Origin of the sequence: Flavobacterium sp. RHBU_24, from assembly GCF_046613695.1 — a bacterium.
Lineage (GTDB): Bacteria > Bacteroidota > Bacteroidia > Flavobacteriales > Flavobacteriaceae > Flavobacterium.
Genome location: NZ_JBKJHD010000004.1, coordinates 1 through 24,135, shown reverse-complemented (window position 1 = coordinate 24,135; position 24,135 = coordinate 1). Strand labels below are relative to the sequence as shown.

The window sequence follows — 24,135 nt, the reverse complement described above, 5'->3', positions numbered from 1 at the left end:
GGGTGAAAATTTTAGACCGCTACATCCTTACCTCGTTTATAAAAACCTTCGGGACCGTATTCATTATCCTGTTCCTTATATTTGTGCTTCAGGGTATATGGCTTTTTATAGCTGAACTCGCGGGTAAAGACCTTGATGCCTGGGTAATAATAAAATTCCTTGGCTTTTATTCCCCTACCATGGTGCCGCTGGTGCTGCCGCTTTCCATACTGTTAGCCTCGATAATGACCTTTGGCAGCTTTGCCGAAAACTACGAGTTTGCCGCCATGAAATCATCGGGCATCTCATTGGGCAGAGCCATGCGCGGGCTTACCATATTCATCTTTTGCCTGAGTATTGTAGCCTTCTTTTTTGCCAATAATGTAATACCCCAGGCACAATACCGCTTTAGCAACCTGCGTAAAAACATATTTCAGCGCAAGCCTGCCATGGCTATTGTAGAGGGGCAGTTTAACGCGGTAGGATTTTTTAATATACGCGTAGAAAAAAAATCGGGCGAAAACGGCGAAAAGCTTACCGGCGTTACCATACACAAACGCAGCCCCGGCGCTGCCAATGCCACCATTATACGCTCTAAGACCGGGCTGCTTAAAAGCCAGGAAAAAAGTAACCTGTTACAGTTAGAACTGTATGACGGCTATTATTATGAAGACATTAACAGCAAAAGCCCGCAGGACAGGCTTAAAAAACCTTTTGCCAAAAGCAGCTTTTCGCGGCAGCTGATGAATATAGACCTTACCGCCCTTAATAACAGCGATGTAGATAATGAGCAGATATCGCATACTAACAATATGCTTAATGTATCTGAACTTAATTATACGCTTGATTCGCTGGAGGGCAGTTATGATAAAGAAGCAAAAAACATAGCCGATAACCTTGTTATACGGCCGGTAGCTGCTTTTACCCCAACTGTTGCCGCAGCGCAAAATACAGTTAAGGACACCCTAAAAAAAACGAAGCAACCGCCAAAAGACCTGCTCGCCATTTTAAAAAAGGCAGACCGACCGCGCGTGCTCGAGGTGGCTGTAAATAATGTAAGCAGTACACAATACATAGTTACATCGGGTGAAACCGTACTCCAGGAAAAAATAAAGAACATCAACGGGCACTGGCTTGCCTTTTATGACAAGTTTGTAATAGCCTACGCCTGTATTATGATGTTTTTTATAGGGGCGCCACTGGGTGCTATAATCCGTAAAGGGGGGCTGGGGCTGCCCATAGTATTTGCGGTACTTATATTTATTATCTTCCACTTTATAAATACATTCGGAAAAAAACTCGCTCAGGAAAACGGTATCCCGCCGTTTATGGGCTCGTGGGTATCGTCTTTTGTACTAACCCCGCTGGCCATATTGCTTACCTACAGGGCCACGAATGATATAGGGCTTATCAGTTTTGACAATTTGTTGCTGCCACTTCAAAAAGTCTTTGAAAAACTGTTTAAAGCGAAGCCTAAAACGCAAGTTTAACCCACAAACAACACACCCCAGGTTATGATAACAACCGAAGAAAAAATACAGCTAAATACCATTGAAGAGGCTATTGAAGACATACGCCTGGGCAAAGTGGTAATAGTTGTAGACGATGAAGACCGCGAAAACGAGGGCGATTTTATAGCCGCTGCCGAGATGGTTACCCCCGAAATGATAAACTTTATGGCTACTGAAGGCCGTGGCCTTATCTGCGCGCCACTTACCGAAGAGCGCTGTAAGGAACTTGACCTTACTATGATGGTAACCAACAATACAGTACTGCACGAAACGGCCTTTACCGTATCGGTAGACCTTTTGGGCCACGGCTGCACTACCGGAATATCCGTACACGACAGGGCCAAGACCATAAAGGCACTGGTAGACGACAACACACGCCCGCACGACCTGGGCCGCCCAGGGCATATATTTCCGCTTAAGGCTAAGCAGGGCGGCGTGCTAAGGCGTACCGGGCATACCGAGGCCGCTATAGACCTTGCAAGGCTTGCAGGTTTTAAGCCCGCCGGCATACTGGTAGAAATACTTAACGAAGACGGCTCTATGGCGCGCCTGCCGGAACTGTATAAAGTGGCAAAGAAACTCGGCCTTAAGCTTATTTCTATCGAAGACCTTGTGGCCTACCGCATGCAGCACGATAGCCTGATAAGTAAAAAGGAGGATTTTGAGATACAAACACGCTTTGGCAGCTTCAGGCTGAGGGCATACGAGCAGACTACAAACAAGCAGATACACATAGCACTTACAAAAGGCAGCTGGAATACCGGCGAGCACGTGCTAACCCGCATAAACAGCACCCAGATAAATAATGACATACTGGGCACCCTTACTGCCAACCCCGACGGCAAACTGGACAGTATGTTTAAGCGGATGAATGAGGAGGGCAGGGGGGCCATATTGTTTATAAACCAGGACAGCCTGCCGTCTGAACTGCTTAACAGGCTGGCTGAACTTAAAACCTTACAGGCAAAGGGCATTTTAAAAGCACCGCAGTCGCGTATGGACAATAAAGACTTTGGCATAGGAGCACAGATACTGCACGATATAGATATTTGTAAAATACGCCTGCTTACAAACAGTGAGCATGCAAAGCGCGTAGGCATGATAGGGTATGGCCTTGAAATAACCGAATATGTGAATTTTTAGGGCATAACCATAATTTAAGTTTCACTTAATGAAACGGTTATATTTGCAGCGAAAATAAATTAGTTTTTTTTGGATAAAAGCACTTGCAAAACCCAAAAAGCTTACTATATTTGCAACCGCAATGAGGATATCATCGCGGTCATACTGGAGAAATGGCAGAGCGGTCGAATGCGGCGGTCTTGAAAACCGTTGACTATAACAGGTCCGGGGGTTCGAATCCCTCTTTCTCCGCCAAGGAGAGTTTTTAAAGAGAAACTCACAAAAAAATGAAACCTTTAAATCCCAGGATTTAAAGGTTTTTTGTTTTCAGCCCTTAGTGGTTTTGCAGGAATGTTGTTCTTGTACATCGCGTGAAAATGCCTGTATTTACTGGGGTTTACAACGGGTTTTACAGTAATTTTTCTAACCGGAGGGTTGCCCGGAAGACTTTAAATTGAGCTGTAATACTCTCAAAGTAGATTGTAAAGAACGGTGTTTTCAATCTCGAATGGATGTGTCAAAAAACACATTTAAATGTCAAAGGACAGTTGACCTATTAGCTACCCCTTTTTTTAAAAGGCTTTTTTTGCCAAAAAGGGTAGCTGGAGTTAGGAATTCCCGCGGAATTACTGGGAAAATGAAGGTACGCTCATAGTTTTTGATCATAGTATTAATTTAAAAACAATGAGTTATGTTAAAAGTAATTTTTTACATCAAGTCACAAAAAATGAACAAAGCTGGTGAGAGCCCAATAATGGCTAAAATCAGTTACAAGTTAAAGAATGTGGCTATGTCCACGGGAAAATTTATTTCGGCTGAACGGTGGGAGTTTACGAACAGGTTACGTAATGTCCTTAAATTGGAAAGGGAAAAGGTTTTAAAGCAATCTTTAGATAATTTTCAATTCGCTATTGAGAAGAAATTTAATGAGCTTTATAAATTTGATCCCGAGGTCTCCTTACTCTTGCTGAAAAAGGAATTAGCCGGTAAATCCAGGACAGAGACCGCATCCGTAACCATCCTGCAAGTCATGGAGAAACACAACAGCTATTTTAAAAGGAAGGTAAATGCAGGGGAGCGTGCAGCGGCATCATTGCAAAAATACGAACGCGCTAAAGACCTGCTTCAAAATTTTATGCGAAAACATTATAACCTGTCTGATATTGACGCGACACAGGTCAACAGTGCTTTTGTGCACAATCTTGAGGACTTCCTGCGGTACGAAAGCAGTTTCAAGGGGCGTACGGGTATAAAGAATAATTCTGTAGTGAAATATATCAAAATTTATAAAACCGCTTGTAACTACTGTATAAAGCTTGATTTACTTGCAAAGAACCCTTTTAATGTTTTTCAGGGCAGATTGAAAGTCACCGATGCTGTTTTCCTCACGCAAGCTGAATTAAACCTTATTGAGGGTAAAACGATGCCCGCTGAGCGGCTTGGTCGTGTAAGGGATATTTTTCTTTTTAGTTGTTATACCGGCTACGCACCAGTGGATGCCTGTGGTTTGACAGAGGAAAATATCTTTACAGGGAACAACGGGGAACTTTGGTTGATTACAAACCGGGCTAAAACGGCAATCCAAGCTAATGTTCCCGTTCTGCCACCTGTGGCAAACATTATACAGAAATACAGAGGGAAGCAGCCTGGACTTATACCCAAAATTTCGAACCAAAAGATGAACGCTTATCTTAAAGAGCTCGCTGATATCTGCTGTATTGACAAACACCTTACATGGTATGTAGCACGACACACGTTTGCTACGACCGTTACACTTGGGAATGGTGTCCGAATTGAAAATGTTTCGGCTATGATGGGGCATACTAATATAAAGCAAACCCAGCATTATGCGAAGGTATTGGATGAAAATGTAATGGACGATATGCAGAAGCTAATGGATAAGTACAAATAACCAGGAATGGGGCAGAGAGCTCTTACACTTCATTTGTTAAGATATGGCCTTCGATATGGCTTACAGTTTTGTATTTAATGGAAATGAGGGTGCCATAAAGGCTTTCTTTTTCGTTCTTTTTTATAAATTTGATTTAAAATTAAGGTTTTTGAGGAGAGGCCTTAATTTCAAAATTAAAAAGCCCGTCAAAACGGGCTTTTTTTGTAGGTATTAGTATCCTAAATTACTATGATAATGGGTAAAACACATCTGTAGATTCTTAATAATCCCCGCAAATTCTTGCATCAATTGAAGGTTATGTAGTTGTTTTTTCACGTTAAATTTACGATGCAGAAAGTTGCAATCTTTTATTTACTGGGGTTTTGGAAACCCGAGGTACAATGGGGGTACAAAAACAGCCAAAAATCACAAACAAAACAAGGTTTTCAGAGGTTAGTAAGAACGCCAAAACGGATTATATTTCAAAGATAGTGGTAATTTTGTTGTAATGAAATTTTGGAAGTTTGGTGGAGTCTAGCTTAGGTAAAGTTATGTTTCGCCGGGAATCGAACCTAGTTTGAAAACCCCTGTAAAACCGGGCGTTTGGTTATTGAAAGCCAAAATTGCCACGATTTTGCCACAGGCTTATACTATGAAAAATCACTTGGTGGAGCCGCCGGGAATTGAACTTCGAACAAAACCCCTTCAATATAAGGGTATTTCAATTATCAATTTTCAAATTGCCACGATTTTGCCACAAATTGATGATTTTAATAACGTGTGAGTCTAAAACTTAATCGACTGTGAAAGAACTATGTAATTCTAAAAGTCAAAGTTAATAACAATTATCAATTCTACAAATTGAAGGTTTTATTCAATCTTCATTCGCGTATCATTAATTATAAAGATGAAATTACACGGGCACCCTGTACTTCATAATTTGCCTTTGACATTGCATGTAACCTTTGGATAGTTATTTAGCTTTGACATTTTTAAAATTCAGAAATGGATCGCCAAAGTTTTTGGATACCTTTAATACCTCGTCCTCGACGACATCGTTCTCACCGGCATAACAACGGCAGGAGTTACTGAAGTCATCCGCCCCAAAATATCAGTTTACCCGAATCCGGCAACCGACAGGGTAACGGTAAAGCGGCCTGCGTGATGAGACCGTTATCGCACTGTATAATATTTCAGGGCAGAAACTTCAGGAATCGGTAAGCAGTGGTGATACATCTTAAGCTTGAGCGGCCTTTTTCAGCAGACCACGAACTTATTTCTTCCTGATACCTGATCCTACAGGATTTCCATATTGCAGCATTTCGAGCCTTGTATCCCCGTTATCTAACGCTGTAAATTTTAAAACGCCGTTCGCACCGCCTTGCCTTATTGCAGCGAATTCATTTTTGGCATAGGGAAAGAACCTCATATCCCATTTTAGTTCGTAGGTGTTGTAAATCAGGTGGTTATCTTTGTAAGTAATAATATGCTCGTTTCCGCTTTCATCGAAGTACGATCCGGCAAGCTTTATCATCTCGGCCTCATTCAGCGGTATTTTCTTTTCGTATTCCACCGTAAGGGGCCTGCTGTCCAGTATTTCAAATATATTGTTGGTTGCAGTAACCCCCATTTTGAAATTTTCAAGAACAATAATAGTCCTGTCTCTAACTTTATCATGGTATATCAGGGTTGTATAGCCATCCCAGTTGCCGGTATGCCCAAAAGTCAGCTTATTTTCTCCTTTCCTTATGTCAAAACCAAAACCGTACTGTATTTGCTTCCCCTGGGTTGTCTGGCTTACTTCAGTCATTTCATCGAATTCCTTTTGGGTAAGCAGCGTATTATTCCTCAACGCAAGTATCCATTTGTAAATATCCTCTGCACTGGAATTTACCTTTGCAGCACCTTCAACCCCATCCAGGTAGTAAACCATTTGATCATTGTATTCGGGGCTTTCCATCGTAACCTTCTTAAAGGAGCCGGGGGCCCACACATAGCCTATGGCATAATTTTCAAGTTCCGAAGGATTTATGCGCCTGTTATAAACAAATGTATTGTTCATCTTTAAAGGCTTGAAAATGTTAGCGGTGAGATAATCACCATATTTTTTACCGGACACCCTTTCGACTATTGAAGCGAGCAGCACATAATTTGTGTTACTGTACCGGTGCATCGATTTAGGTTTAAAGTCCAAGGTATCCCTTTTTGAAGCATAATATTTGATAACATCTTCATTTGATGCTATTGTAGACGGATCCCAATCTTTACTCATGCTGAATATAAAATCAGGTATGCCGCTGGTATGCCTTAACAAATCATAAATGGTAACATCTTCCCAAAAGCTGAGTTCAGGGATATGTTTTGACAGCTTATCGCTGTACTCCAGCTTACCCTCCCTTTTAAGCAACACTATTGCAGCGCCGGTAAATTGCTTGGTACAGGAGGCCAGTTCAAATATTGTTTTTTCGTTTATTGGTTTTTTTGTTGCTTCGTTTGCAAAGCCATATCCTTTCTGAAAAACCACTGTCCCTTTTTCTGCAATGAATATTTCTCCGTTAAACTGGTTTTGGGCATGCAACACCGTGAATAGGCTGTCGAGCTTTACAGATTGGCTGGATTGGCAGAAGCTGCTACTGGTAAAAAATATAATTACGGCTAATAGGTTGAAATACTTCATAATATTATTGATTGATGATTGTCACCAAATCTAAAACTAAATATTTAGTTAAGCAACTATTTTTATAGTTAATATGTAAGTTCAGCTACCGGCTCCATATTATACTTTAGTAATATTGTTTAATACCATTATATTCCTTTCAGCTACTATAATACGACTTTTGGCTACATACGCATTCGACTAATTCCTGAATTTTGAGTTAATAAAAAGTATAAATATGGATTCTAATAACAGTACGTCCCGTCGTAAATTTTTAGCACTCGCTGCAACCGCTGCAGCTATTCCTGTAGCAAATGCAATAGGCTTTGAACATAGACAACCTTCTCAAATTCAACCCGGTGCCGGACGGGTGGCAATTATTACCGGTTCATCCCGTGGAATTGGTGCCGCCACTGCACGCCGCTTAGCCCGTGATGGCTATGCGGTAATGGTAAACTATCTTACGAATAAGGACATGGCGTCGCGAATTGTGGAAGAGATAAAGGCTGCGGGCGGGCGGGCAATCTTCCGACAGGCAGATGTTGCAGACCCTAAAGCAGTCAAAGCTCTTTTTGATGCTGCCCAGGAAGCCTTTGGCGGCGTAGACGTAGTGGTTAGCAACGCCGGCGTCATGAACACCGGGCTATTTGCTGATATGGCCGACGATGCTTTTGACCGGATGATAGCGACAAACATTAAAGGTAGCTTTAACGTACTGCGGGAAGCCTCCCGCCGTACCCGCGATGGCGGACGTATTATCAGCTTAAGTTCCAGTATTATCCAAATGAAGCCTGCCGGTACAGGTGCTTACGCCGCTACTAAAGCTGCGCAGGAAATGTATGCCGGGGTTTTGGCTAAAGAGCTCAGCGGCCGCCGTATCTCAGTTAATGCTATTGCCCCCGGCGCTGTTGATACGGACCTGCTGAGGAGTAAAGGCACGGCCGAACAGCTTCAGGGCGCGGCAGCCATGACACCCTACGGCCGCCTGGGTAAACCGGAAGATATCGCAAATACTATTGCCATCCTGTGTTCAGAAAATGGCGAATGGATCAATGGCCAATTGATCTATAGCAATGGCGGAATCGTCTGAAAAATAGTCTATGCCTAATGGCCACACTCTGGTCAGAGTCGTGCTTACAACCCTGATACGGCTGGATAAAGCTTCCTGAGCAGGATGCATACCTGCCTTTCAACTACAATATTGTGCCTTTTGGCTACACCTGGTTGACGGAGGCTTCTGAACTTTGCAATAACAAAAACATGTAATATGCAAAACGAAATTAAAAATTGGAAAACATCTGATATCCCTCAGCGAAACAGTGGTTTAGCTGTAATAACTGGCAGTACGGAAGGTGTAGGATATGAAGATGCATTAGCATTATCATCATCAGGATGGAATGTGGTAATGATGGGGCGTGACGCTCAAAAAGGGGCTGAGTCAATTGCTAAAATTCATCAAATTAACCCTAAGGCTAAAGTGAGCTTTGAAAAAATAGACCTTGCAGATCTATCCTCAATCAAGGCCTTTGCTTCGAGAATGAATTCTAAAGGGCAGGCCATTAATCTATTAATAAATAATGCCGGTGTAATGACACCACCAAAACGGCTCGAGACTGCCGATGGCTTTGAGTTGCAGTTCGGCACAAACCATATTGGCCACTTTGCGCTGACAGCACAGCTTCTACCATTATTACAAAAATCACCGGGTGCGCGTGTGGTTACCGTTTCAAGTGTAGCAAATCGCGCGGGGGCAATCAATTTTGATGACCTTCAGTCAAAATCCTCCTATAATCCAATGAAAGCTTACAGCCAGTCAAAACTTGCGAACCTGATGTTTGCCTTAGAGCTACAGCGACAAAGTGAAAAGCACGGCTGGGGTATTACGAGTATGGCTGCCCATCCGGGTGTTTCCCGAACAAAACTGCTTATTACCGGTGCAGGGCGATGGAGCGGCCCTGGAATAATGAGGACTTTTCTTCCGTTTTTGTTCCAGCCGCCTGCACAAGGAGCCTTGCCAACATTATATGCAGCCACTTCTCCGGATGCCAAAGGAGGTGTGTATTATGGACCAAACAAAATGGGCGAGACCCGGGGATTTCCATCAATAGCTAAGATACCTACGCAAGCAAAAGACCTGAAGGCTGCTGTAAAATTATGGGAGATATCGCAGGAATTGGCTAAAGTGGAGTTTTAGTACCTGCCACTCCTGGTGCTATCTGATGTGTAACAATATTTAAATACTCATTTCAAAACTGAATTAAAAAATAAAGCAAATGAAACTTGTAAGCGCTGTATTGATTGTTGTGGTTTTGCTTTCATCCTGCAATGCCAGGAAAACCGTTTACATAAGTAACAAAACTGGCAATACCATCACCTTGCATGTGGATAGCTCTTACAGGGCCACACACGCTATAGCTTTTACGGATTCCCTGGATGGGTTAAGGATAGAGCGTAAAAAAGTTTTTGATTATGGCAAGGGCAAATGGACAAAGGATGATAAGAACAACCTGGAGGACGTGCTTAAGCACACCAAAGTCATTAACGACAGTAGCAGGATAGCTATCGATATGCCACACAAGACCAGGGTGTCGCATATACGTTTTGACGTTGAAGAACTGTGGGTAAATATTAAATAACTTTACGATAATAAGATGAATACAATTCAAAAGAATGACAAGCTGCCAATGGGTCTAATGGTATTGTCAAATGCACTACCACCTGTGGGATTTTATCTGTACTACAGATTTAGAAAAGCATTTCCTAAAAAAGCGCGAACGGCTCTTATCAATGCCATTTTGGGTATACCAATTGGATTGATCGGCGGTTATATAGTACAAACTTATATTTTGAATTAATGTTAAGGAATACCATTTCACTCGATACGTATAGCGTAACAGTTTCCTTAATACAATATTGTAAATTGATTAATTGGTTGGTTTGTAAGAGTGTTGTCCGGATCATTCCGGGCATCACTTTACAAACTTTAATAAATTTTGCTCTTGCTAGGACCCCAAAAAAATAAAGTAATAATTTCATATTAAATAACTTGCAGTATGGCAAATTCAACGCCCTTCAGGGTTCAATCCATATCACAAATACACCAGTTGATGGGGCTTCCAAAACCGCATCACCCCTTATCAGCATCCTGGACCTGAAAGGCCTGAGAAACGATAGTGATATTGAGGCCGTTGTCTTTGAAATGTATGTGATATCAATGAAAAGAGGCTGCGATGGCTTACATTATGGCCAGCAGCAGTATGATTTTGATGAGGGACTGATGGCTTTTCTATCTCCCGGACAACTGCTACGTGGAGAAGCAAACGGGGTACCGAGCAATCTTGAAGGCTGGATGCTCTTTATTCATCCCGATTTTTTATGGAATACCAGCCTTGCACAAAAAATAAAGAAGTACGAATACTTCGGTTACGCTACAAACGAAGCCCTGTTTCTATCCGATAAGGAAGAGGCAGTAATAAACGACCTGGTGAAGAATATTAAAACCGAATATGATTCTAATATTGATAAATTTAGTCAGGACATCATTATCTCAAACCTTGAAACGCTGCTCAACTATGCCCAGCGTTTTTACGAGCGCCAGTTTATCACGAGAAAGATCACAAACCATAAAGTCCTGGACCGGTTTGAGGAGATCCTGACAGCATATCTTGGTAATGAGGACATGCTCTCTAAGGGACTGCCCACAGTGCAATACATGGCAGACAATCTGCACATATCTTCTAAATATTTAAGCAGCCTGCTTAAACAGCTTACCGGACAGACCGCGCAACAAATGATCCACGAAAAATTGATTGATGTGGCGAAAGGGAAACTATCCACAACGGAGCTGTCGGTAAGTGAAATTGCCTATCAGCTTGGCTTTGAGCATCCGCAGTCCTTCAATAAATTATTTAAGAGTAAAACCAACCAAAGCCCGTTGGATTTTCGGCAATCGTTCAACTAAAATGATCATGAAGCCCTTTATATAAGATGGCACGCGGGTAAAGGCATCCTTTGGTTGATACGTGTCACATTCGTCATGGGGCCGCTCAATAAAACAAATTGGACTTTTCAGAAAACCGGCCGTTTCATTTTATCCAGACCTTTGGCTTATATTTTAATCTCGAAAAATGGAAGACAAAGCAACTGTTCTGGTAACAGGCGGCACGGGTTTTGTAGCCCGGCAGATTATTCTGCAATTGTTACAAAATGGCTACCGCGTAAGGGCAACGGTACGCAGCCTGGCAAGTACTACCGAAGTAAAAGAAATGCTTATTGCCCATGGGGTAACGGCCATCGACTATCTATCTTTTGCAGAAACGGAGCTTACAAGCGACGATAACTGGCAACAGGCGATGCGGGGCTGCGAATATGTATTGAGCGTAGCATCGCCGGTGTTCTTTGAGAAGCCCAAAAATGAGCAGGAAGCCATCCGCCCTGCGGTGGAAGGCATTTTGCGTATCCTTAAGTTTGCTAAGCGTGCAGGCGTGCAGCGGGTAGTGATGACCTCCAATTTCGGTGCGGTCGGCTTTACGCAAACCGACAGGAGCAGGGAAACCACAGAGGCGGACTGGACCGATACGGCAGCAAAGGGGCTATCGGTTTACGAAAAGTCAAAAACACTGGCTGAAAGGGCAGCCTGGGATTTCATACGCTCAGAAGGTGGGAAGCTGGAATTGGTAACCATCAATGCCGTTGCCATTTTAGGTCCGGCTCTCGATGCGCATATCTCCGGCAGCTTCCACTTGCTCAAAAACCTGCTGAATGGCTCGATGAAAGCGGTGCCGGACATTGCGCTAAACATCGTAGATGTCAGGGATGTCGCTGACCTGCATATTAGGGCAATGCTGACCCCTGAGGCCAATGGACAACGCTTCATTGCCAGTGCCGACGGACAAATTTCACTACCTGAGATTGCCGCATTGTTAAAAAAAGAGCGGCCGGGCGTATCGCAACTGGTTGCTAAAAAGCAGCTGCCGACCTGGGTCTTGAGGTTAGCATCATTGTTTAGCGGGCAGGCAAAAGAAGCGCTTTTACTCATTAGGATGAACCGTAACGTAAGCAATCAAAAAGCGAAAAGCGTACTGGGCTGGAAACCTATCGCCCCGCAGGAAGAAACGCTGTTGGCATCGGTAGACAGTATGGTCAAATATAACCTCATAAACGCGAAATAATATGAAGATAGTAAGTGGGGCGTTGATTATGGTTTCGGTATATTTGGGTATCAGCCATGGCAGCCGTGCATTCAGGCAACCATCTGAGGAGTACATTCGTATGATGTCGGCCCTGGGCATAACGGATGCCATGCGCATCGTATTTGGCATTTGGGCGATTACCTCGGCCGTACTGATCCTGTTCCCAAAAACATTCTTTTGGGGAAATGTGCTGCGGGCCGTGCAGCTGGTTGTAATGATGACACTGGCACTGAAGGCGGGAAATTATAAGCTCGCTTTAATTGAAGTGCCCTTTTTGATTGTGCCTTTGCTGCTGATCTATTTAGGCCATCCCTTTAAAGGCGATACGGTTTAGTAATACTAAATACGATAAAGATGAGAGCGATAAACCAGGCAGAGCGTAATATCCTGAGGGAACAGTTCATCCCCGACCACCTGTTTTTATACGTCTCAAAGGGGCAGGTCAGCTTTTTTGATGGCAATGAAATGTACACTTATGGACCGGGAGATAGCTGTATCGCCCGCAGGAACCACCTGGTTAAATTCATACTCAACAGTACAACGGAAGATTTTGAGCCGGTACTCTTTTGTTTTGACGAGGAGTTCCTCCGCCAGTTTCAGCAAAAGTACCAAAACAAAGCCGTAAATTTTTTGTCCGAGCGGGCAATCATTAAGGTGGCAAAAAGCGCGTTAATCGATAGCTTTATACAATCAATAAAGCCGTACCATAAGGGCGTTATGGAACTGGATGCTGCCTTTGAGGACATCAAGTACGAGGAGCTGATGATCATCCTGCTCAGGTCGCAGCCAGAGCTTGCGGATATATTCTTTAATTTTGATACCCCTCAAAAGATTAATTTAGAAGCTTACATGAACCGGAATTTTAGGTTTAATGTCAGCCTGGAGCGGTTCGCTTTACTCACTGGGCGCAGCCTTTCTGCATTCAAGCGCGACTTTAGCTCGGTATTTAAGGAGTCCCCAAGCCGATGGCTGGTGCGCAGGCGTTTGCAGGAAGCCCACATTCTTGTGCAAAATCAGGGCAGGAAACCTTCTGAAATTTATCTTGAACTCGGTTTTGAATCGTTGTCCCATTTTTCCGTGGCGTTTAAAAAAGAGTTTGGGATAGCTCCGACTTCGCTTTTAACGCATAAATAAAGACGAATTGATTAACTTCGTTTAATAAGGAGCATTAGAAGTTATGCGCAGAAACACTTTTCCCGAAAACCTGAGTCAGAACAAAGGCCTGCCTATACGTATCGTTACACCGGAGTTTGGCCGTATATCGCCGGAGTTGGCAGCGCAATACGGTTCTGCTCAGCGGCTGCCTTACTATTTCTTTCTTTTAGTGCTGCAGGGGAACAGTCGGGAGGTTATTGATGGAGAAACGAACGAGGTAGGTGAAAATGAGCTATTTTTTGCCTTGCCGCACCAGATCAGGCAACTGGCTGCAAGCGGTCATGACGCCGACTATTATAAACTAGGGTTTGACGATGAGTGCCTGTCCCGGTTGCCGAAAGCTACCTCTTTTTGCTTAACCCCCTGAATCGGCAAAAAATCAGTTTACTGCCCGATGTGGCAGTAAGGATTAAGAATACTTTTAAAATCTTAAATGAACTGCTGCGTACTGCCGATACTGACCCCGAACTAATCCTGGCTTACCTGAACAGCCTGCTTACGGAAATAAACACCGCCTATTTTGCACAGCATAAAAAGCAGGCAAGAGAAAGCCTGGATACATTTTTAGGGTTCAGGCTATTTGTAGAAGATCACCTTACGGATCAGCCTGCCATAACGGAGATTGCAGAAAAGCTGGCCGTAAGCACAGATTGTTTGTACAGGGTCGTGAAACAGCAGTCGGGCCTTTCACCTAAAGAATTTATCACAGACCGCCTGATCACCGAAGCCAGGCGTAGAATATACCACAACCAGAATATATCTGTAAAGGAACTGGCCTTTGAGCTCGGCTTTAACGACCCCGGGTATTTTTCGCGCCTGTTTAAAAAAGTAACAGGCAAAACGGTAGCCGGCTTTTATCAGGATTTGTCCTTGTAAAAGCGGTTTTTGTCCGACCCTAATTATCGCATTACCCTCACCTTTGTCCAAAATAATATAATTATGGACAGACAATTTGGTAAAATATTGGTAACCGGTGCAACCGGCCTGGTAGGCTCACGGCTTTTGCCCCGCCTTGTTGAAGCAGGATATAATTGTGCTGCACTGGTACGTGGTAAAGAGGTCGCTTCCGGAGTAACGGCTATAGAGGGCGACTTGTTCGATGCGGTATCTCTGGCAGAAGCGGTGAGCGATGCAGTAGCCATCATTCACCTGGCAGCCGTGTTCCGCTCACCCGACACGGACCTGATCTGGAAAAGTAACCTGGAGGGCACGCGCAACCTTATTACTGCTGTAAAAAGCAATGCCCCTGACGCCCGCTTCATTTTTGCAAGTACCAGCCACGTTTACGATATGAACAATCCGCACCCCGGTCGCGAAGACGATGCGCTTAACCCGAAACATGCCTATCCGGCCAGTAAAGTTGCTGCGGAAAAAGAGCTACGCGAAAGCGGGCTGAACTGGTCGGTTCTCCGCTTCCCGTTTGTTTACGGGGATGGTGACGGCCACCTGGAAGAATTGCCTAAACATGTAATTGCTGCTAACTTTCATCCGGCAATGCGCATGAGCACCATCCACCATCGTGATATATACACAGGCATTGAGATGGCTTTGCAGGGAATTATGGATGGCCGGGTGGTCAATATCGCAGATGAAGCCCCAACAACATTATATGAACTGCTGCAGCTTGTTGGCCAGCCGATGGCCTCTTCTGCAGAACCGCTGACAAACCCATGGTATCTGCATGCCGATGCATCCCTGGCCCGCAGTTTAGGCTTTCAGGCGTCGGTAAGAACCGTTTACCAGGCGTCGCGGGAAAACCTGCTCTGAAAACCTATAGCATTAACAGCCCCTTACATCCCGGGGGGCTTTGTGCGTGTATTCCCGATGCATTTCCATTTTTTACCATATGGTAAATCACCGCTTTGCGCAGTACGCTATCTTTACGCTATGGAAGCACTAATAAATCTTATCCTGCAATATGGCCACCTTAACAAACAGCAGATCGATTTCGTGCTGAGCAAGGTTGAAATGCTTGAATTTAAAAAAGACGACTACCTCTCCGAAGCCGGTAAAGTGCCCCGCTATGTGGCGTTCGTTCTTGAAGGCGTGTTCCGTTTTAGCTATTATAACAACAAAGGTGAGGAGGTTACAACTTATTTTGTGGACGAAGGCAATTTCGTAGTCGATAACGAAAAGTTTGAATCGCAGATTGTGGCCTCGGAATATGTACAGGCCGCTACTGACTGTAAAGTGCTTGTATTTAGTAAAAAAGACTGGGACGACATATCCAATACCATTGTAGGCTGGGAAATGATGAAGGCAAAAATGGTAAAAAAATGCCTCTTATTGGCTATGGAGCGGCGTAGCCCGCTGGTGTCAGAAGATGCTACCACGCGCTACCTTTCATTTATTGAGGCATTCCCCAACCTCATCAACCGCATTCCACTTTCCTATGTGGCCTCTTACCTGGGCATCACCCAACAATCACTTAGCCGTATCCGTCGTAATATCCGTTAGCGGCGCTTTTTACCAAATGGTAAATGTTATGTTGCAGCCTTTTTCAACATTTGCTTATTCATTTAAAAATTAAAAAAGATGAGCAAAAAGATTGTACTGATAACCGGAACTAATAGTGGTTTTGGCTGGCTTACCGCCCATAGCGTGGCCGCCTTGGGGCATACCGTATACGCCACCGTGCGCGATACGCAGGGCCGCAACGCCGATAAAGTCCAGGCCCTTGAGGCCGTGGAGAACATAAACGTTTTGGACGTTACCCTGGCCGATGACGAAAGCGTGAAGCAGGCCGTTGAGACCATTTTGACCAAAGAAGGCCGTATTGATGTGTTGGTGAACAACGCCGGTTACGCCATGAGCGGGGTGGCAGAAAGCTTTACCACGGCCGATGTGCACACCACTTTTGATATCAACGTTTATGCCCCATGGAGATTGATCAAACAGGTGTTGCCCGCAATGCGAAAACAGGCTGATGGGCTGATCATTAACGTGACCAGCGGCTTCGGGCGTGTATCGTTCCCGTTTGCTACTATTTATGCGGCCTCGAAATTTGCGCTGGAAGGCATAAGCGAGGGACTTCATTATGAGGTGAAGCGTTTAGGCATTGATGTGGCTATTGTGGAGCCCGGCGCTTTCCCTACCGAAATGCAGCAAAAGAACAACCCCGCATCCGACCAGGGGGTATTTGAAGCGTACGGCGCCATTGCCGATATACCCAACAAAATGATAGCCGCCTTGGGCGGAGAGATGCAGGCTAAAAACCCTAATCCGCAGGATGTTGCCGACGCCATTGTAAAACTGATTGGCGCACCCAAAGGCACCCGTCCATTACGCACCGTGGTTGACCCGATAACCGGCCAATACATTGAAGCGGCCAACCAGGCTGTAGCCGAGCAGTTTGCCAAAGGATTGACGGTATTCGGAATGGGTGAGTTATTATAAGCGGCACAGATTAAATGGGAACGGCGGTAGTATGCTACCGCCGTTTTGTATTGTGGCTGAGTATTGTTGATTATAATGATGTTATTTGATCAATTCAATGTAGCCCGATACTCTGATGGCGTAACGTTAGTTTTTAGTTTAAAGAGCCTGCTCAGGGACTGTGGGTGCTCAAAACCGAGCAGGAAGGCAATTTCACTAATAGACAATGCAGTGCTGGATAATTTTTCTTTTGCGGCATCTATCAACTTGTCATGGATATGCTGCTGTGCGGAACGGCCGGTATGCTGCCGGATCAGGTCACTGAAATATTTAGGAGTGAGGTTGAATTTTTCCGCTATTGCCGCTACATTCGGCGTGCCATGTTCTGGAATGGCATCACTATGTACCAGGTCGTCGAGGTACTTTTCAAATTTAGCCATAAGGGTATTATACTTTGGTTTGCGCGTCAGGAACTGCCGTGTATAAAAGCGGTCAGCATAGGTCAGCAACAGTTCGAGGCTTGAAATGATGACATCCTGGCTGTGTTTATCTATAGGCCGCAGGGCCTCCTTTTCAATCTGAACGAAAACCTGTTCAATAAACGCTTCTTCGTCCTCAGATAGAATCAAAGATTCGGTTACCGCATAATCAAAAAAGCTGTAGGACCGTATCTTGGCCTGCAGGGAAGTGCCTTTTAAGTAATCAGGATGAATCATGATCAAAAACCCGGCGGGCGGGATAACTTCGCCATCCTTGATAAATGTTTGTTTGGGGGCAAAAAAAGACAGGACACCTTCGTCAAAATCGAATTCGGACTGGCCGTAGATCATTTTATTGCAACACCCCTTCTTGAAGGTAATCTGGTAAAAATCTGCGCTGAGCTTCACACCGTCTTCCAGCTCGATTATCGGGAAATCCTTAAATTGGAGCACAGTGAACAGCGGGTGTTTTGGTTTGGCAAAACCCAACTGTTTATGTAATTCCGCTAATGAATCAATATGCAAATGCGGCCTGCTGTCATTCTTCATATGCCTAACTTTTTTTATTCATCCGTTTTTTAAAAGTCCTGGCAGAGCTTTTTGCAATCGCGGAATTGGGTATCAGTGCAAGCAACTTAACCGCAAAGCGGTTAATACGCCCTGAGACAGCAGCCCTTTTCCTGTTATAATATGCTTTAATAAATTCCTCGGCCACCTGGTCTGCTGTCTGGGCAGGCGCCCCGGCGATTAAGGCATCACCCGTTTCATTTTTTAGTGCCGCCGCTTCCATAAAGTTGGTAGAAGTAAGGCCTGGTGCAAAAAACAGGACGTGCACGCCATACGGCTTGCACTCCTCATACAACGCCAGGGTGAAAAAGCGGACAAACGCCTTGCTTGCCCCATAAAGCGCCATATACGGCACAGGCGCAAATGAGATCAGCGAACCCATGTTGACGATATTCCCGGCTTTGCGTTTTAGCATATCCTGCATGAATAAGTGCGTGAGGTTGACAAGTGCGCCATTGTTGAGTTGCAGCATATTTTCAAGGCTTTTTAAATCTGCCCCGGCAAATTCACCGCCAGAGCCAATACCTGCATTGTTGATCAGGCTGGTTACTTCAAGCCCACGTACTTTACATTCCAAATATACCGCTTTGGGTGCCTCCGGGTCAAAGAGGTCAGCTGCAATGAAGCCGACACTAACGCCGTATTGCGTCGATAATTCCTGGCACAAATGCCTAAGTCTGGTTTCACTTCGGGCGACCAACGTCAGGTTCTCTTTCTTTTCGGCAAGGCGCCTGGCAATCGCTTCCCCAATCCCTCCTGAAGCCCCTGTAATCAAAGTAGTTTTCATTTAGTATAATTTAGTAGTACAAAGGTCCCGACAAGAGCCAAAGGTTTTGTAACTATAACTCCGGAATTTGTAACCAAATGGCTGTTGGCGGCTGGTTGGGTTATGCAAGTTAGATAAATGTAAGACCGTTAGCTAATTTAGGATTGTTTTCTAGGCTATCATCTAAGGAAATTTGGTAAATATTTTACGATAATGTTATTATCGACATTTTACTTTGCTTAAATTTGATCATGATACATACGCAGCCTATTCATGTTTTCGCTCCGGATATATCGGAAGCTAAAGATCCTTCCGCAGGCTATTTCGCGGCTGTCAGGCTGGAAGAATTTTCAGCGGAAAGTTTGGCTGCGACCGCTTCTTACAGCCGTAAAGATTTCTATAAAATATCCCTGGTTACGGGTAATACCTCCTATTTTTACCAGGGGACAGAGTACCGGCTGAATGCGGGTGAGTGGGCACTGGTATTTACCAACCGCGAAGTGCCCTACCGATGGGAGGTGCACGAGGGTATTTGCAGCGGCTATGCCTGTATGTTCACAGAAGATTTTTTGCCGCTCCACACACACCTGCGGCCAGCCGATTGGGCTGTATTTAATGGAGACGCTCAATACGTCTTTAAACTCAACGAGTCTGACCAATCGCATTTTACCAGCCTGTTCCAGAAAATGCTCCAGGAGCAGGCATCCACCTACGCGCATAAATACGACCTTTTATTCCTCTACGTGCTGGAATGCATCCACGGGGCATTAAAATTACAGCCGGAGCCGGAGCATAAAAGTGCTACCGCATCGGCACGCCTTGCTAATGCATTTAAATCGTTGCTGGCAGGCCAGTTTCCATTAGCCTACCCCAATCAGCAGGTCGGCCTGCGTACACCGCAGCAATTCGCCGAACGACTGGCTGTACATACCAACTCCCTTAACCGTGCATTAAAAGAAGTGACAGGAAAGACTACAACGCAGCTTATCAATGAAAGGCTGATGCTGGAGGCGCGTGCTTTATTAGTACATTCGAACTGGACCATCAGCCAGATCAGCAACAGCCTTGGTTTTGAAGAGCCGACACATTTTGCCCGGGCGTTCCGGGCGTATTCCGGACATCCGCCATCTTCATTGCGATAGCTGTTTGATTAGGGTCAGTACTGGTTTGTCCATGGTTAACGGGCCGGTAGGTAAGCGCTTAATTTTGTATCGTAAATAATTAAACGATACATTATGAAAACATGGTTGATAACCGGTACATCTACCGGCCTGGGCAGGGTACTCACTGAAAAACTGCTGGCAAAAGGCGATCGCGTTGTGGCAACGGTCCGCAAACCCCATGCCCTGGACGAATTGAAAAAAACCTATCCTGAAAATTTGCATGTAGCCGTGCTGGACGTTACCGACACCGCTGCCATTAAAACAGTGGTTAACCAGGCATTTGCAGATTTTGGACAAATAGATGTTGTGGTCAACAACGCTGGTTATGCGTTATTCTGCTCGGTTGAAGAAGCAAGCGACGAGCAAATTGTCCACCAAATCAATACCAACGTCATCGGGTCTATCCAGGTCATCCGTGCCGCACTGCCACACTTTAGAAAACAAGGCCATGGCAGGATCCTCCAACTTTCATCAGCAGGCGGGCAAACTACCTACCCTAACTTTGGGTATTACCATACCACCAAATGGGCTGTTGAAGGTTTTTGCGACACCATTGCCAAGGAACTGGCCCCATTGAACATTGGCGTAACCATTGTTGAGCCCGGGGCGCATCAGACCTCATTTGGCGCAGGCATGACTACCGCTCCGGTGATGGAAGCCTACGAGAGCACTCCGGCGGGTGAGGTACGACGTGCCATCGCCGCAGGGACATTCCCTCTAAAAGGAGATGTGGATAAATCAGTACAAGCCATGATTGATAGCGTGGAAGTATCTCCCGCACCGCTGCGTTTAGCCCTTGGGGGCGATGCCTATCGCGATATGCGTGCGGCACTGGTATCCCGCCTGGAAGCACTGGATGCACAAAAGGAGCTTGCGATGGCAAGCGAAAAAAGGGATTAACTACAGCGAAAAAATGAGCCGGGCAGCGGTCTTCCTGTTTAACGTTACAACTGTTACCTTGTAAACAGGGTTAAACAGGAAGAATTTGCCAGGGGTTGTTAATTGTTCCTGCAGCAAGCGGTAAGGCCTCTCAGTTAAAACTGGCCCGGAACTCTATAGGACTTTGCTTTGTCTTTGCCTTAAATAGTTTGCTGAAGCTCTGGGAATGTTCAAATCCTAATTCATAGGCAATTTCGCTTATAGAGAGCTCCGTGGTCGTTAATTTTTCTTTGGCTTTTTCAATCAGCTTCTCATGTATATGCTGCTGCGCCGTCAGCCCTGTCAGCTGTTTTAGAAGGCTGGTCAGGTATTTTGGAGATATATTTTGGGAATTGGCGAGGTGCTGAACGGTTGGCAGCCCTTTGGAAGCCAGATCCTCATGGTCAAGATAGTCATTTAAAACCTTCTCGATGCTCCCGAGGATTTTACTGTTGGTAATTTTACGGGTTATGAACTGCCTTTGGTAAAAACGCTCACAATAGTTAAACAATGTTTCCAGGTGTGAAATGATAATATCCTGGCTAAATTTGTCAATGTTGCCGTGGTACTCCTCTTTTATGTTGCTGATAATGCCGTTTATAATCTTTTCTTCTTTCTCGCTAAGAAACAGTGCCTCGTTTGTACTGTAGTCAAAAAAGTCATATTTCTTGATCTTTTTTGCAAGGGGTGTACCCCATAAAAAGTCAGGGTGTAGGAACAGCAGCCAGCCGGACATGGCCTTTTGGGTACCAAGCTGCCCACGCATAACCTGGTTAGGGGCTACAAACCCCATCACACCTTCATCAAAATCATACTTTTGCTGCCCATAAAATAGTTTATCGCAACCTCTTTTAAGGGAAATAAAGTAGAAATCCAGTACCAGGTTAATGTTTGCTACAGGGCTGTCTGCTTCATGGCTGTCTTTTATATCGGCACAGTCTAAAATACTTATCAAAGGATGTTCGGGCGGCGGGAGCATACGCATGCGGTACCCATCTGCTATTGATTTTACACGGATTAATTTTCTGTCTTCCATAGTCACAAAGTGAGTTTAATTTTTAAACGGATATTTTAACCAGATCAGTATAAGCGGCAGTGCCAAAAAAGGGATTTCAATCAGGGCAATTTTGTAATTGCCCGCCTTTAAAGATAATGCCATAATTACTAAAATAGTCGTAGCATGTAGCAAATTGCTTATAAAAAACGTTTTTGGGAACAGCAACATCAGGCCTATAATGATTGAAAACACCCCAAAATAAGGAAGGGAGGTTTTACTTATACCCAGTATTGACATCATCTCGGCCTGTTGCGGTGCCGGTGGCTGGAAAGCGCTCCAGCCATGGCTGAAACTAAGAAAAGCTGAAACGATTAAGAGCAGTAATGAAATTATATTCTTGATCATAAAATGTGGGTTTTAAATGGATATTGTTCTCAGCGCTATCGGTTTCCTAATGGATTCGCTTTAAATGCTTTGTGATTTATAGTGTGGTACTCCTGTACGTGAACCGGAGAAACAATCCTGTTGGTTTTACCATATTTGAGATGTAAACCAAAACGCGGAAAATCTCCCAGCCCTGCTATTGTTGTCCACACCATAATTTATTATATTCTTTTTCAGTTTTGCAGGTTCGCGACTGTTAGCTTGCGGCTTATAATAAAGCATGCTATACCGCCAAGTAAACTGAATACAGGCGTTACCAAAAGGCCCATCTGTAAACATTGTGGCTACCTGCTTCCGTTGCCATATCGCTGATGAGCCCGGTTAAAAGTGGTGCGAGTGCGGCCGGCAGCAGCCCTGACCCCAGCAGGATCAAACCGGTTGCAAAAGCCTGTTTTCCCTCACCGGCCACCAAATGCCCCGTTCCAAAAGCAAAAGGGAGTAAAAAAGCAAAGGAGAGCATAGCCGGGACAAACAGGGCAATAGACATCCAGCCTGTCGGGGCAAAAAGAGCCAAACATGTTGTTAGTGCCGTGAATAAAAGAAGGAATGCCGGCGGATTCATAATCCGTGCTGAGCTGCGGCCTACCGCCTTATCAAACAGCCTGCCGCCAAGTATGGTGCCGGCAATCCCCATCAAACCCTGTAACACACCAAAAAACAAACCCACTTCACTTGTTGTAAACCCATGTTGCCTAATTAAAAAGGGAGCTGTAAATATATAGAACGGCGCTGAGGCAAAACCCAGCAGGTGGGCTGTTGCGAACAGCCATGGAAATGCGGGCTTTGCGAATAATGCCTTACCTGCTTTAAAAAGATTTTGATTGTTTACAGGACTATGTGTTTTGAACACCCTGGCCCCTACGAAAGCCAAAACCACCATAACGACCACAAAACCCAGCCCCGCCACCGCAAAGAGAGCGTTACGCCATCCAATTGTATCGCCGGCATATCCTCCTAATGCAAAACCCAGCATAGTGCCCAGCGGGATTCCCATTGCCGTTAGCCCTATAGCACGCCCCCTGAATTTTTCGGAAATTTTAGCAGTTATGAGCGCGTGGCTGGCAGGGGTTCCCCCTGCCTCGCCCAGGGCCACACCAAAACGGGATAGCGCAAGGGTAAGGAACCCTGTGGCCAGGCCACCCGCCCCCGTCATGATGCTCCACAGTACAATGCACCACACAAGGATTGGTTTTGCCCACCCCCGGTCAGCCAACCTCGCAAGGGGGAGGGATGCCAACGAATAGCATACTGAAAATGCTAACCCTGAAATAAGGCCCAGCTGTGTATCTGTCAGGTGCAGGTCAGCCTTTATGGATTCCGCTAAAATGAAAGGCAGTATCCTGTCTACCTGGCTAAAAATGGTCACCAACAGCAGCGCCAGTAAGAGCGCTGTCCTGCGCCAGCCGTAGAGCCAGTCCTCCTTTTGCACTATTCTAAGGGTTCCTTTATTTTTCATCAGCTTATAAATTTATTGTACGCGCGTCCACGTGAAGGTCTTTCCTATCATGGGTATACCCTTATAGCCCCGTGTTTCAAGGGTATTGATGCTTTTCACCACAGCTTTGCAGCTGTAGGTGTTCCCGTCCTGAACACTGTAGAGCTTACCGTCAATATACTCACCATTTTTAAAGGTCAGCCCTGTAATATGGGTCAGTCCCTGCCGGGATCGGGCCTTCAGCTTTTCATCAGGATTCTGGTCGTCCTTTTTCGGGGTTTTCCCATCCGCTTCAAACATATCTTTAGCCCATAGAAGCTTTGCCGAATAGGTACCGCCGTTTTTAAAAATTTCGATTTTGTATTCTTCACATTTCCATATACCGATGATATTGTCAGGGGATATCTTCTGTGCGAATGATGCTATTGAGAGAAAAAGCATCAGGATGGCAAAAAAAGTTTTTTTCATTTTAATAGTATTAATAA

Annotated in this window: 25 protein-coding genes and 1 tRNA gene; 19 read left to right on the top strand and 7 right to left on the bottom strand. The window is 44.9% G+C overall.

The window, feature by feature from the left end:
- The first annotated feature begins 2 nt into the window (after positions 1–2).
- The 5 genes from ACLI09_RS05800 to ACLI09_RS05780 all read left to right on the top strand — a co-directional run bounded on the left by ACLI09_RS05800 (position 3) and on the right by ACLI09_RS05780 (position 5,287).
- Complete coding sequence (locus ACLI09_RS05800) at positions 3–1,469, top strand: LptF/LptG family permease (protein WP_411418655.1); 1,467 nt, start codon at positions 3–5, stop codon at positions 1,467–1,469.
- Between the two features lie 24 nt (positions 1,470–1,493).
- Positions 1,494–2,633, top strand: a complete 1,140-nt coding sequence (ribB, locus tag ACLI09_RS05795) for a 3,4-dihydroxy-2-butanone-4-phosphate synthase (RefSeq protein ID WP_411418654.1) — start codon at positions 1,494–1,496, stop codon at positions 2,631–2,633.
- 146 nt (positions 2,634–2,779) lie between these two features.
- Positions 2,780–2,867 (top strand) — tRNA-Ser (locus tag ACLI09_RS05790).
- A gap of 436 nt (positions 2,868–3,303) precedes the next feature.
- Positions 3,304–4,524, top strand: coding sequence for a phage integrase SAM-like domain-containing protein (locus tag ACLI09_RS05785; protein ID WP_411418653.1), 1,221 nt, complete (start codon positions 3,304–3,306; stop codon positions 4,522–4,524).
- 556 nt (positions 4,525–5,080) lie between these two features.
- The gene (locus ACLI09_RS05780) at positions 5,081–5,287 is read left to right on the top strand and encodes a hypothetical protein (protein ID WP_411418652.1); all 207 of its coding nucleotides are present in this window, start codon (positions 5,081–5,083) and stop codon (positions 5,285–5,287) included.
- A 489-nt stretch (positions 5,288–5,776) separates the two neighbouring features.
- On the opposite strand, the gene ACLI09_RS05775 is transcribed toward ACLI09_RS05780, so the two are convergent.
- Positions 5,777–7,180 carry a serine hydrolase domain-containing protein gene (locus ACLI09_RS05775; protein ID WP_411418651.1) on the bottom strand — a complete coding sequence of 468 codons (1,404 nt, stop codon included), beginning with the start codon at positions 7,178–7,180 and terminating at the stop codon, positions 5,777–5,779.
- A 217-nt stretch (positions 7,181–7,397) separates the two neighbouring features.
- On the opposite strand from ACLI09_RS05775, the gene ACLI09_RS05770 reads away from it, so the two are divergent.
- The 12 genes from ACLI09_RS05770 to ACLI09_RS05715 all read left to right on the top strand — a co-directional run bounded on the left by ACLI09_RS05770 (position 7,398) and on the right by ACLI09_RS05715 (position 16,902).
- On the top strand, positions 7,398–8,249 hold the full coding sequence (locus ACLI09_RS05770; protein ID WP_411418650.1) for an SDR family oxidoreductase: 852 nt from the start codon (positions 7,398–7,400) through the stop codon (positions 8,247–8,249).
- 177 nt (positions 8,250–8,426) lie between these two features.
- Positions 8,427–9,353, top strand: coding sequence for an SDR family oxidoreductase (locus tag ACLI09_RS05765; RefSeq protein WP_411418649.1), 927 nt, complete (start codon positions 8,427–8,429; stop codon positions 9,351–9,353).
- Between the two features lie 79 nt (positions 9,354–9,432).
- Entirely contained in the window at positions 9,433–9,795 is a 363-nt protein-coding gene (locus ACLI09_RS05760; RefSeq protein ID WP_411418648.1) for a hypothetical protein, read from the top strand.
- Between the two features lie 410 nt (positions 9,796–10,205).
- On the top strand, positions 10,206–11,120 hold the full coding sequence (locus ACLI09_RS05755) for a helix-turn-helix domain-containing protein (RefSeq protein ID WP_411418647.1): 915 nt from the start codon (positions 10,206–10,208) through the stop codon (positions 11,118–11,120).
- 166 nt (positions 11,121–11,286) lie between these two features.
- Positions 11,287–12,330 carry an SDR family oxidoreductase gene (locus ACLI09_RS05750; protein ID WP_411418646.1) on the top strand — a complete coding sequence of 348 codons (1,044 nt, stop codon included), beginning with the start codon at positions 11,287–11,289 and terminating at the stop codon, positions 12,328–12,330.
- A 1-nt stretch (position 12,331) separates the two neighbouring features.
- The gene (locus ACLI09_RS05745; protein ID WP_411418645.1) at positions 12,332–12,685 is read left to right on the top strand and encodes a hypothetical protein; all 354 of its coding nucleotides are present in this window, start codon (positions 12,332–12,334) and stop codon (positions 12,683–12,685) included.
- A 20-nt stretch (positions 12,686–12,705) separates the two neighbouring features.
- Positions 12,706–13,485 carry a helix-turn-helix domain-containing protein gene (locus tag ACLI09_RS05740; RefSeq protein WP_411418644.1) on the top strand — a complete coding sequence of 260 codons (780 nt, stop codon included), beginning with the start codon at positions 12,706–12,708 and terminating at the stop codon, positions 13,483–13,485.
- Positions 13,486–13,528: 43 nt separating this feature from the next.
- Positions 13,529–13,873 (top strand): hypothetical protein, encoded by a 345-nt coding sequence (locus tag ACLI09_RS05735; protein WP_411418643.1) that lies wholly within the window; start codon positions 13,529–13,531, stop codon positions 13,871–13,873.
- A 29-nt stretch (positions 13,874–13,902) separates the two neighbouring features.
- On the top strand, positions 13,903–14,382 hold the full coding sequence (locus tag ACLI09_RS05730) for a helix-turn-helix domain-containing protein (protein WP_411418642.1): 480 nt from the start codon (positions 13,903–13,905) through the stop codon (positions 14,380–14,382).
- 63 nt (positions 14,383–14,445) lie between these two features.
- Positions 14,446–15,273: an NAD-dependent epimerase/dehydratase family protein gene (locus ACLI09_RS05725; RefSeq protein ID WP_411418641.1), complete on the top strand. Its 828-nt coding sequence runs from the start codon at positions 14,446–14,448 to the stop codon at positions 15,271–15,273.
- 120 nt (positions 15,274–15,393) lie between these two features.
- Entirely contained in the window at positions 15,394–15,963 is a 570-nt protein-coding gene (locus ACLI09_RS05720; RefSeq protein ID WP_411418640.1) for a Crp/Fnr family transcriptional regulator, read from the top strand.
- 78 nt (positions 15,964–16,041) lie between these two features.
- On the top strand, positions 16,042–16,902 hold the full coding sequence (locus ACLI09_RS05715; RefSeq protein WP_411418639.1) for an SDR family oxidoreductase: 861 nt from the start codon (positions 16,042–16,044) through the stop codon (positions 16,900–16,902).
- 89 nt (positions 16,903–16,991) lie between these two features.
- On the opposite strand, the gene ACLI09_RS05710 is transcribed toward ACLI09_RS05715, so the two are convergent.
- Both ACLI09_RS05710 and ACLI09_RS05705 read right to left on the bottom strand, forming a co-directional pair.
- Entirely contained in the window at positions 16,992–17,909 is a 918-nt protein-coding gene (locus ACLI09_RS05710) for a helix-turn-helix domain-containing protein (protein WP_411418638.1), read from the bottom strand.
- 4 nt (positions 17,910–17,913) lie between these two features.
- On the bottom strand, positions 17,914–18,714 hold the full coding sequence (locus ACLI09_RS05705; protein WP_411418637.1) for an SDR family NAD(P)-dependent oxidoreductase: 801 nt from the start codon (positions 18,712–18,714) through the stop codon (positions 17,914–17,916).
- Positions 18,715–18,944: 230 nt separating this feature from the next.
- Here ACLI09_RS05705 and ACLI09_RS05700 point away from each other — a divergent pair, with 230 nt between their 5' ends.
- Positions 18,945–19,835 (top strand): helix-turn-helix domain-containing protein, encoded by an 891-nt coding sequence (locus ACLI09_RS05700; RefSeq protein WP_411418636.1) that lies wholly within the window; start codon positions 18,945–18,947, stop codon positions 19,833–19,835.
- Between the two features lie 93 nt (positions 19,836–19,928).
- Positions 19,929–20,756, top strand: a complete 828-nt coding sequence (locus tag ACLI09_RS05695) for an SDR family oxidoreductase (RefSeq protein WP_411418635.1) — start codon at positions 19,929–19,931, stop codon at positions 20,754–20,756.
- Between the two features lie 130 nt (positions 20,757–20,886).
- Here ACLI09_RS05695 and ACLI09_RS05690 read toward each other — a convergent pair whose 3' ends face one another.
- From ACLI09_RS05690 to ACLI09_RS05675, 4 genes are all read right to left on the bottom strand, one after another.
- Entirely contained in the window at positions 20,887–21,810 is a 924-nt protein-coding gene (locus ACLI09_RS05690) for a helix-turn-helix domain-containing protein (RefSeq protein ID WP_411418634.1), read from the bottom strand.
- A 15-nt stretch (positions 21,811–21,825) separates the two neighbouring features.
- A complete protein-coding gene (locus ACLI09_RS05685) occupies positions 21,826–22,176 on the bottom strand; it encodes a hypothetical protein (protein WP_411418633.1) in 351 nt (116 codons plus the stop codon).
- Positions 22,177–22,468: 292 nt separating this feature from the next.
- On the bottom strand, positions 22,469–23,671 hold the full coding sequence (locus tag ACLI09_RS05680; protein ID WP_411418632.1) for an MFS transporter: 1,203 nt from the start codon (positions 23,669–23,671) through the stop codon (positions 22,469–22,471).
- Positions 23,672–23,683: 12 nt separating this feature from the next.
- Positions 23,684–24,135, bottom strand: a 452-nt coding sequence (locus tag ACLI09_RS05675; RefSeq protein ID WP_411418631.1) for a DUF2147 domain-containing protein, incomplete at its 5' end; no start/stop codon positions are given.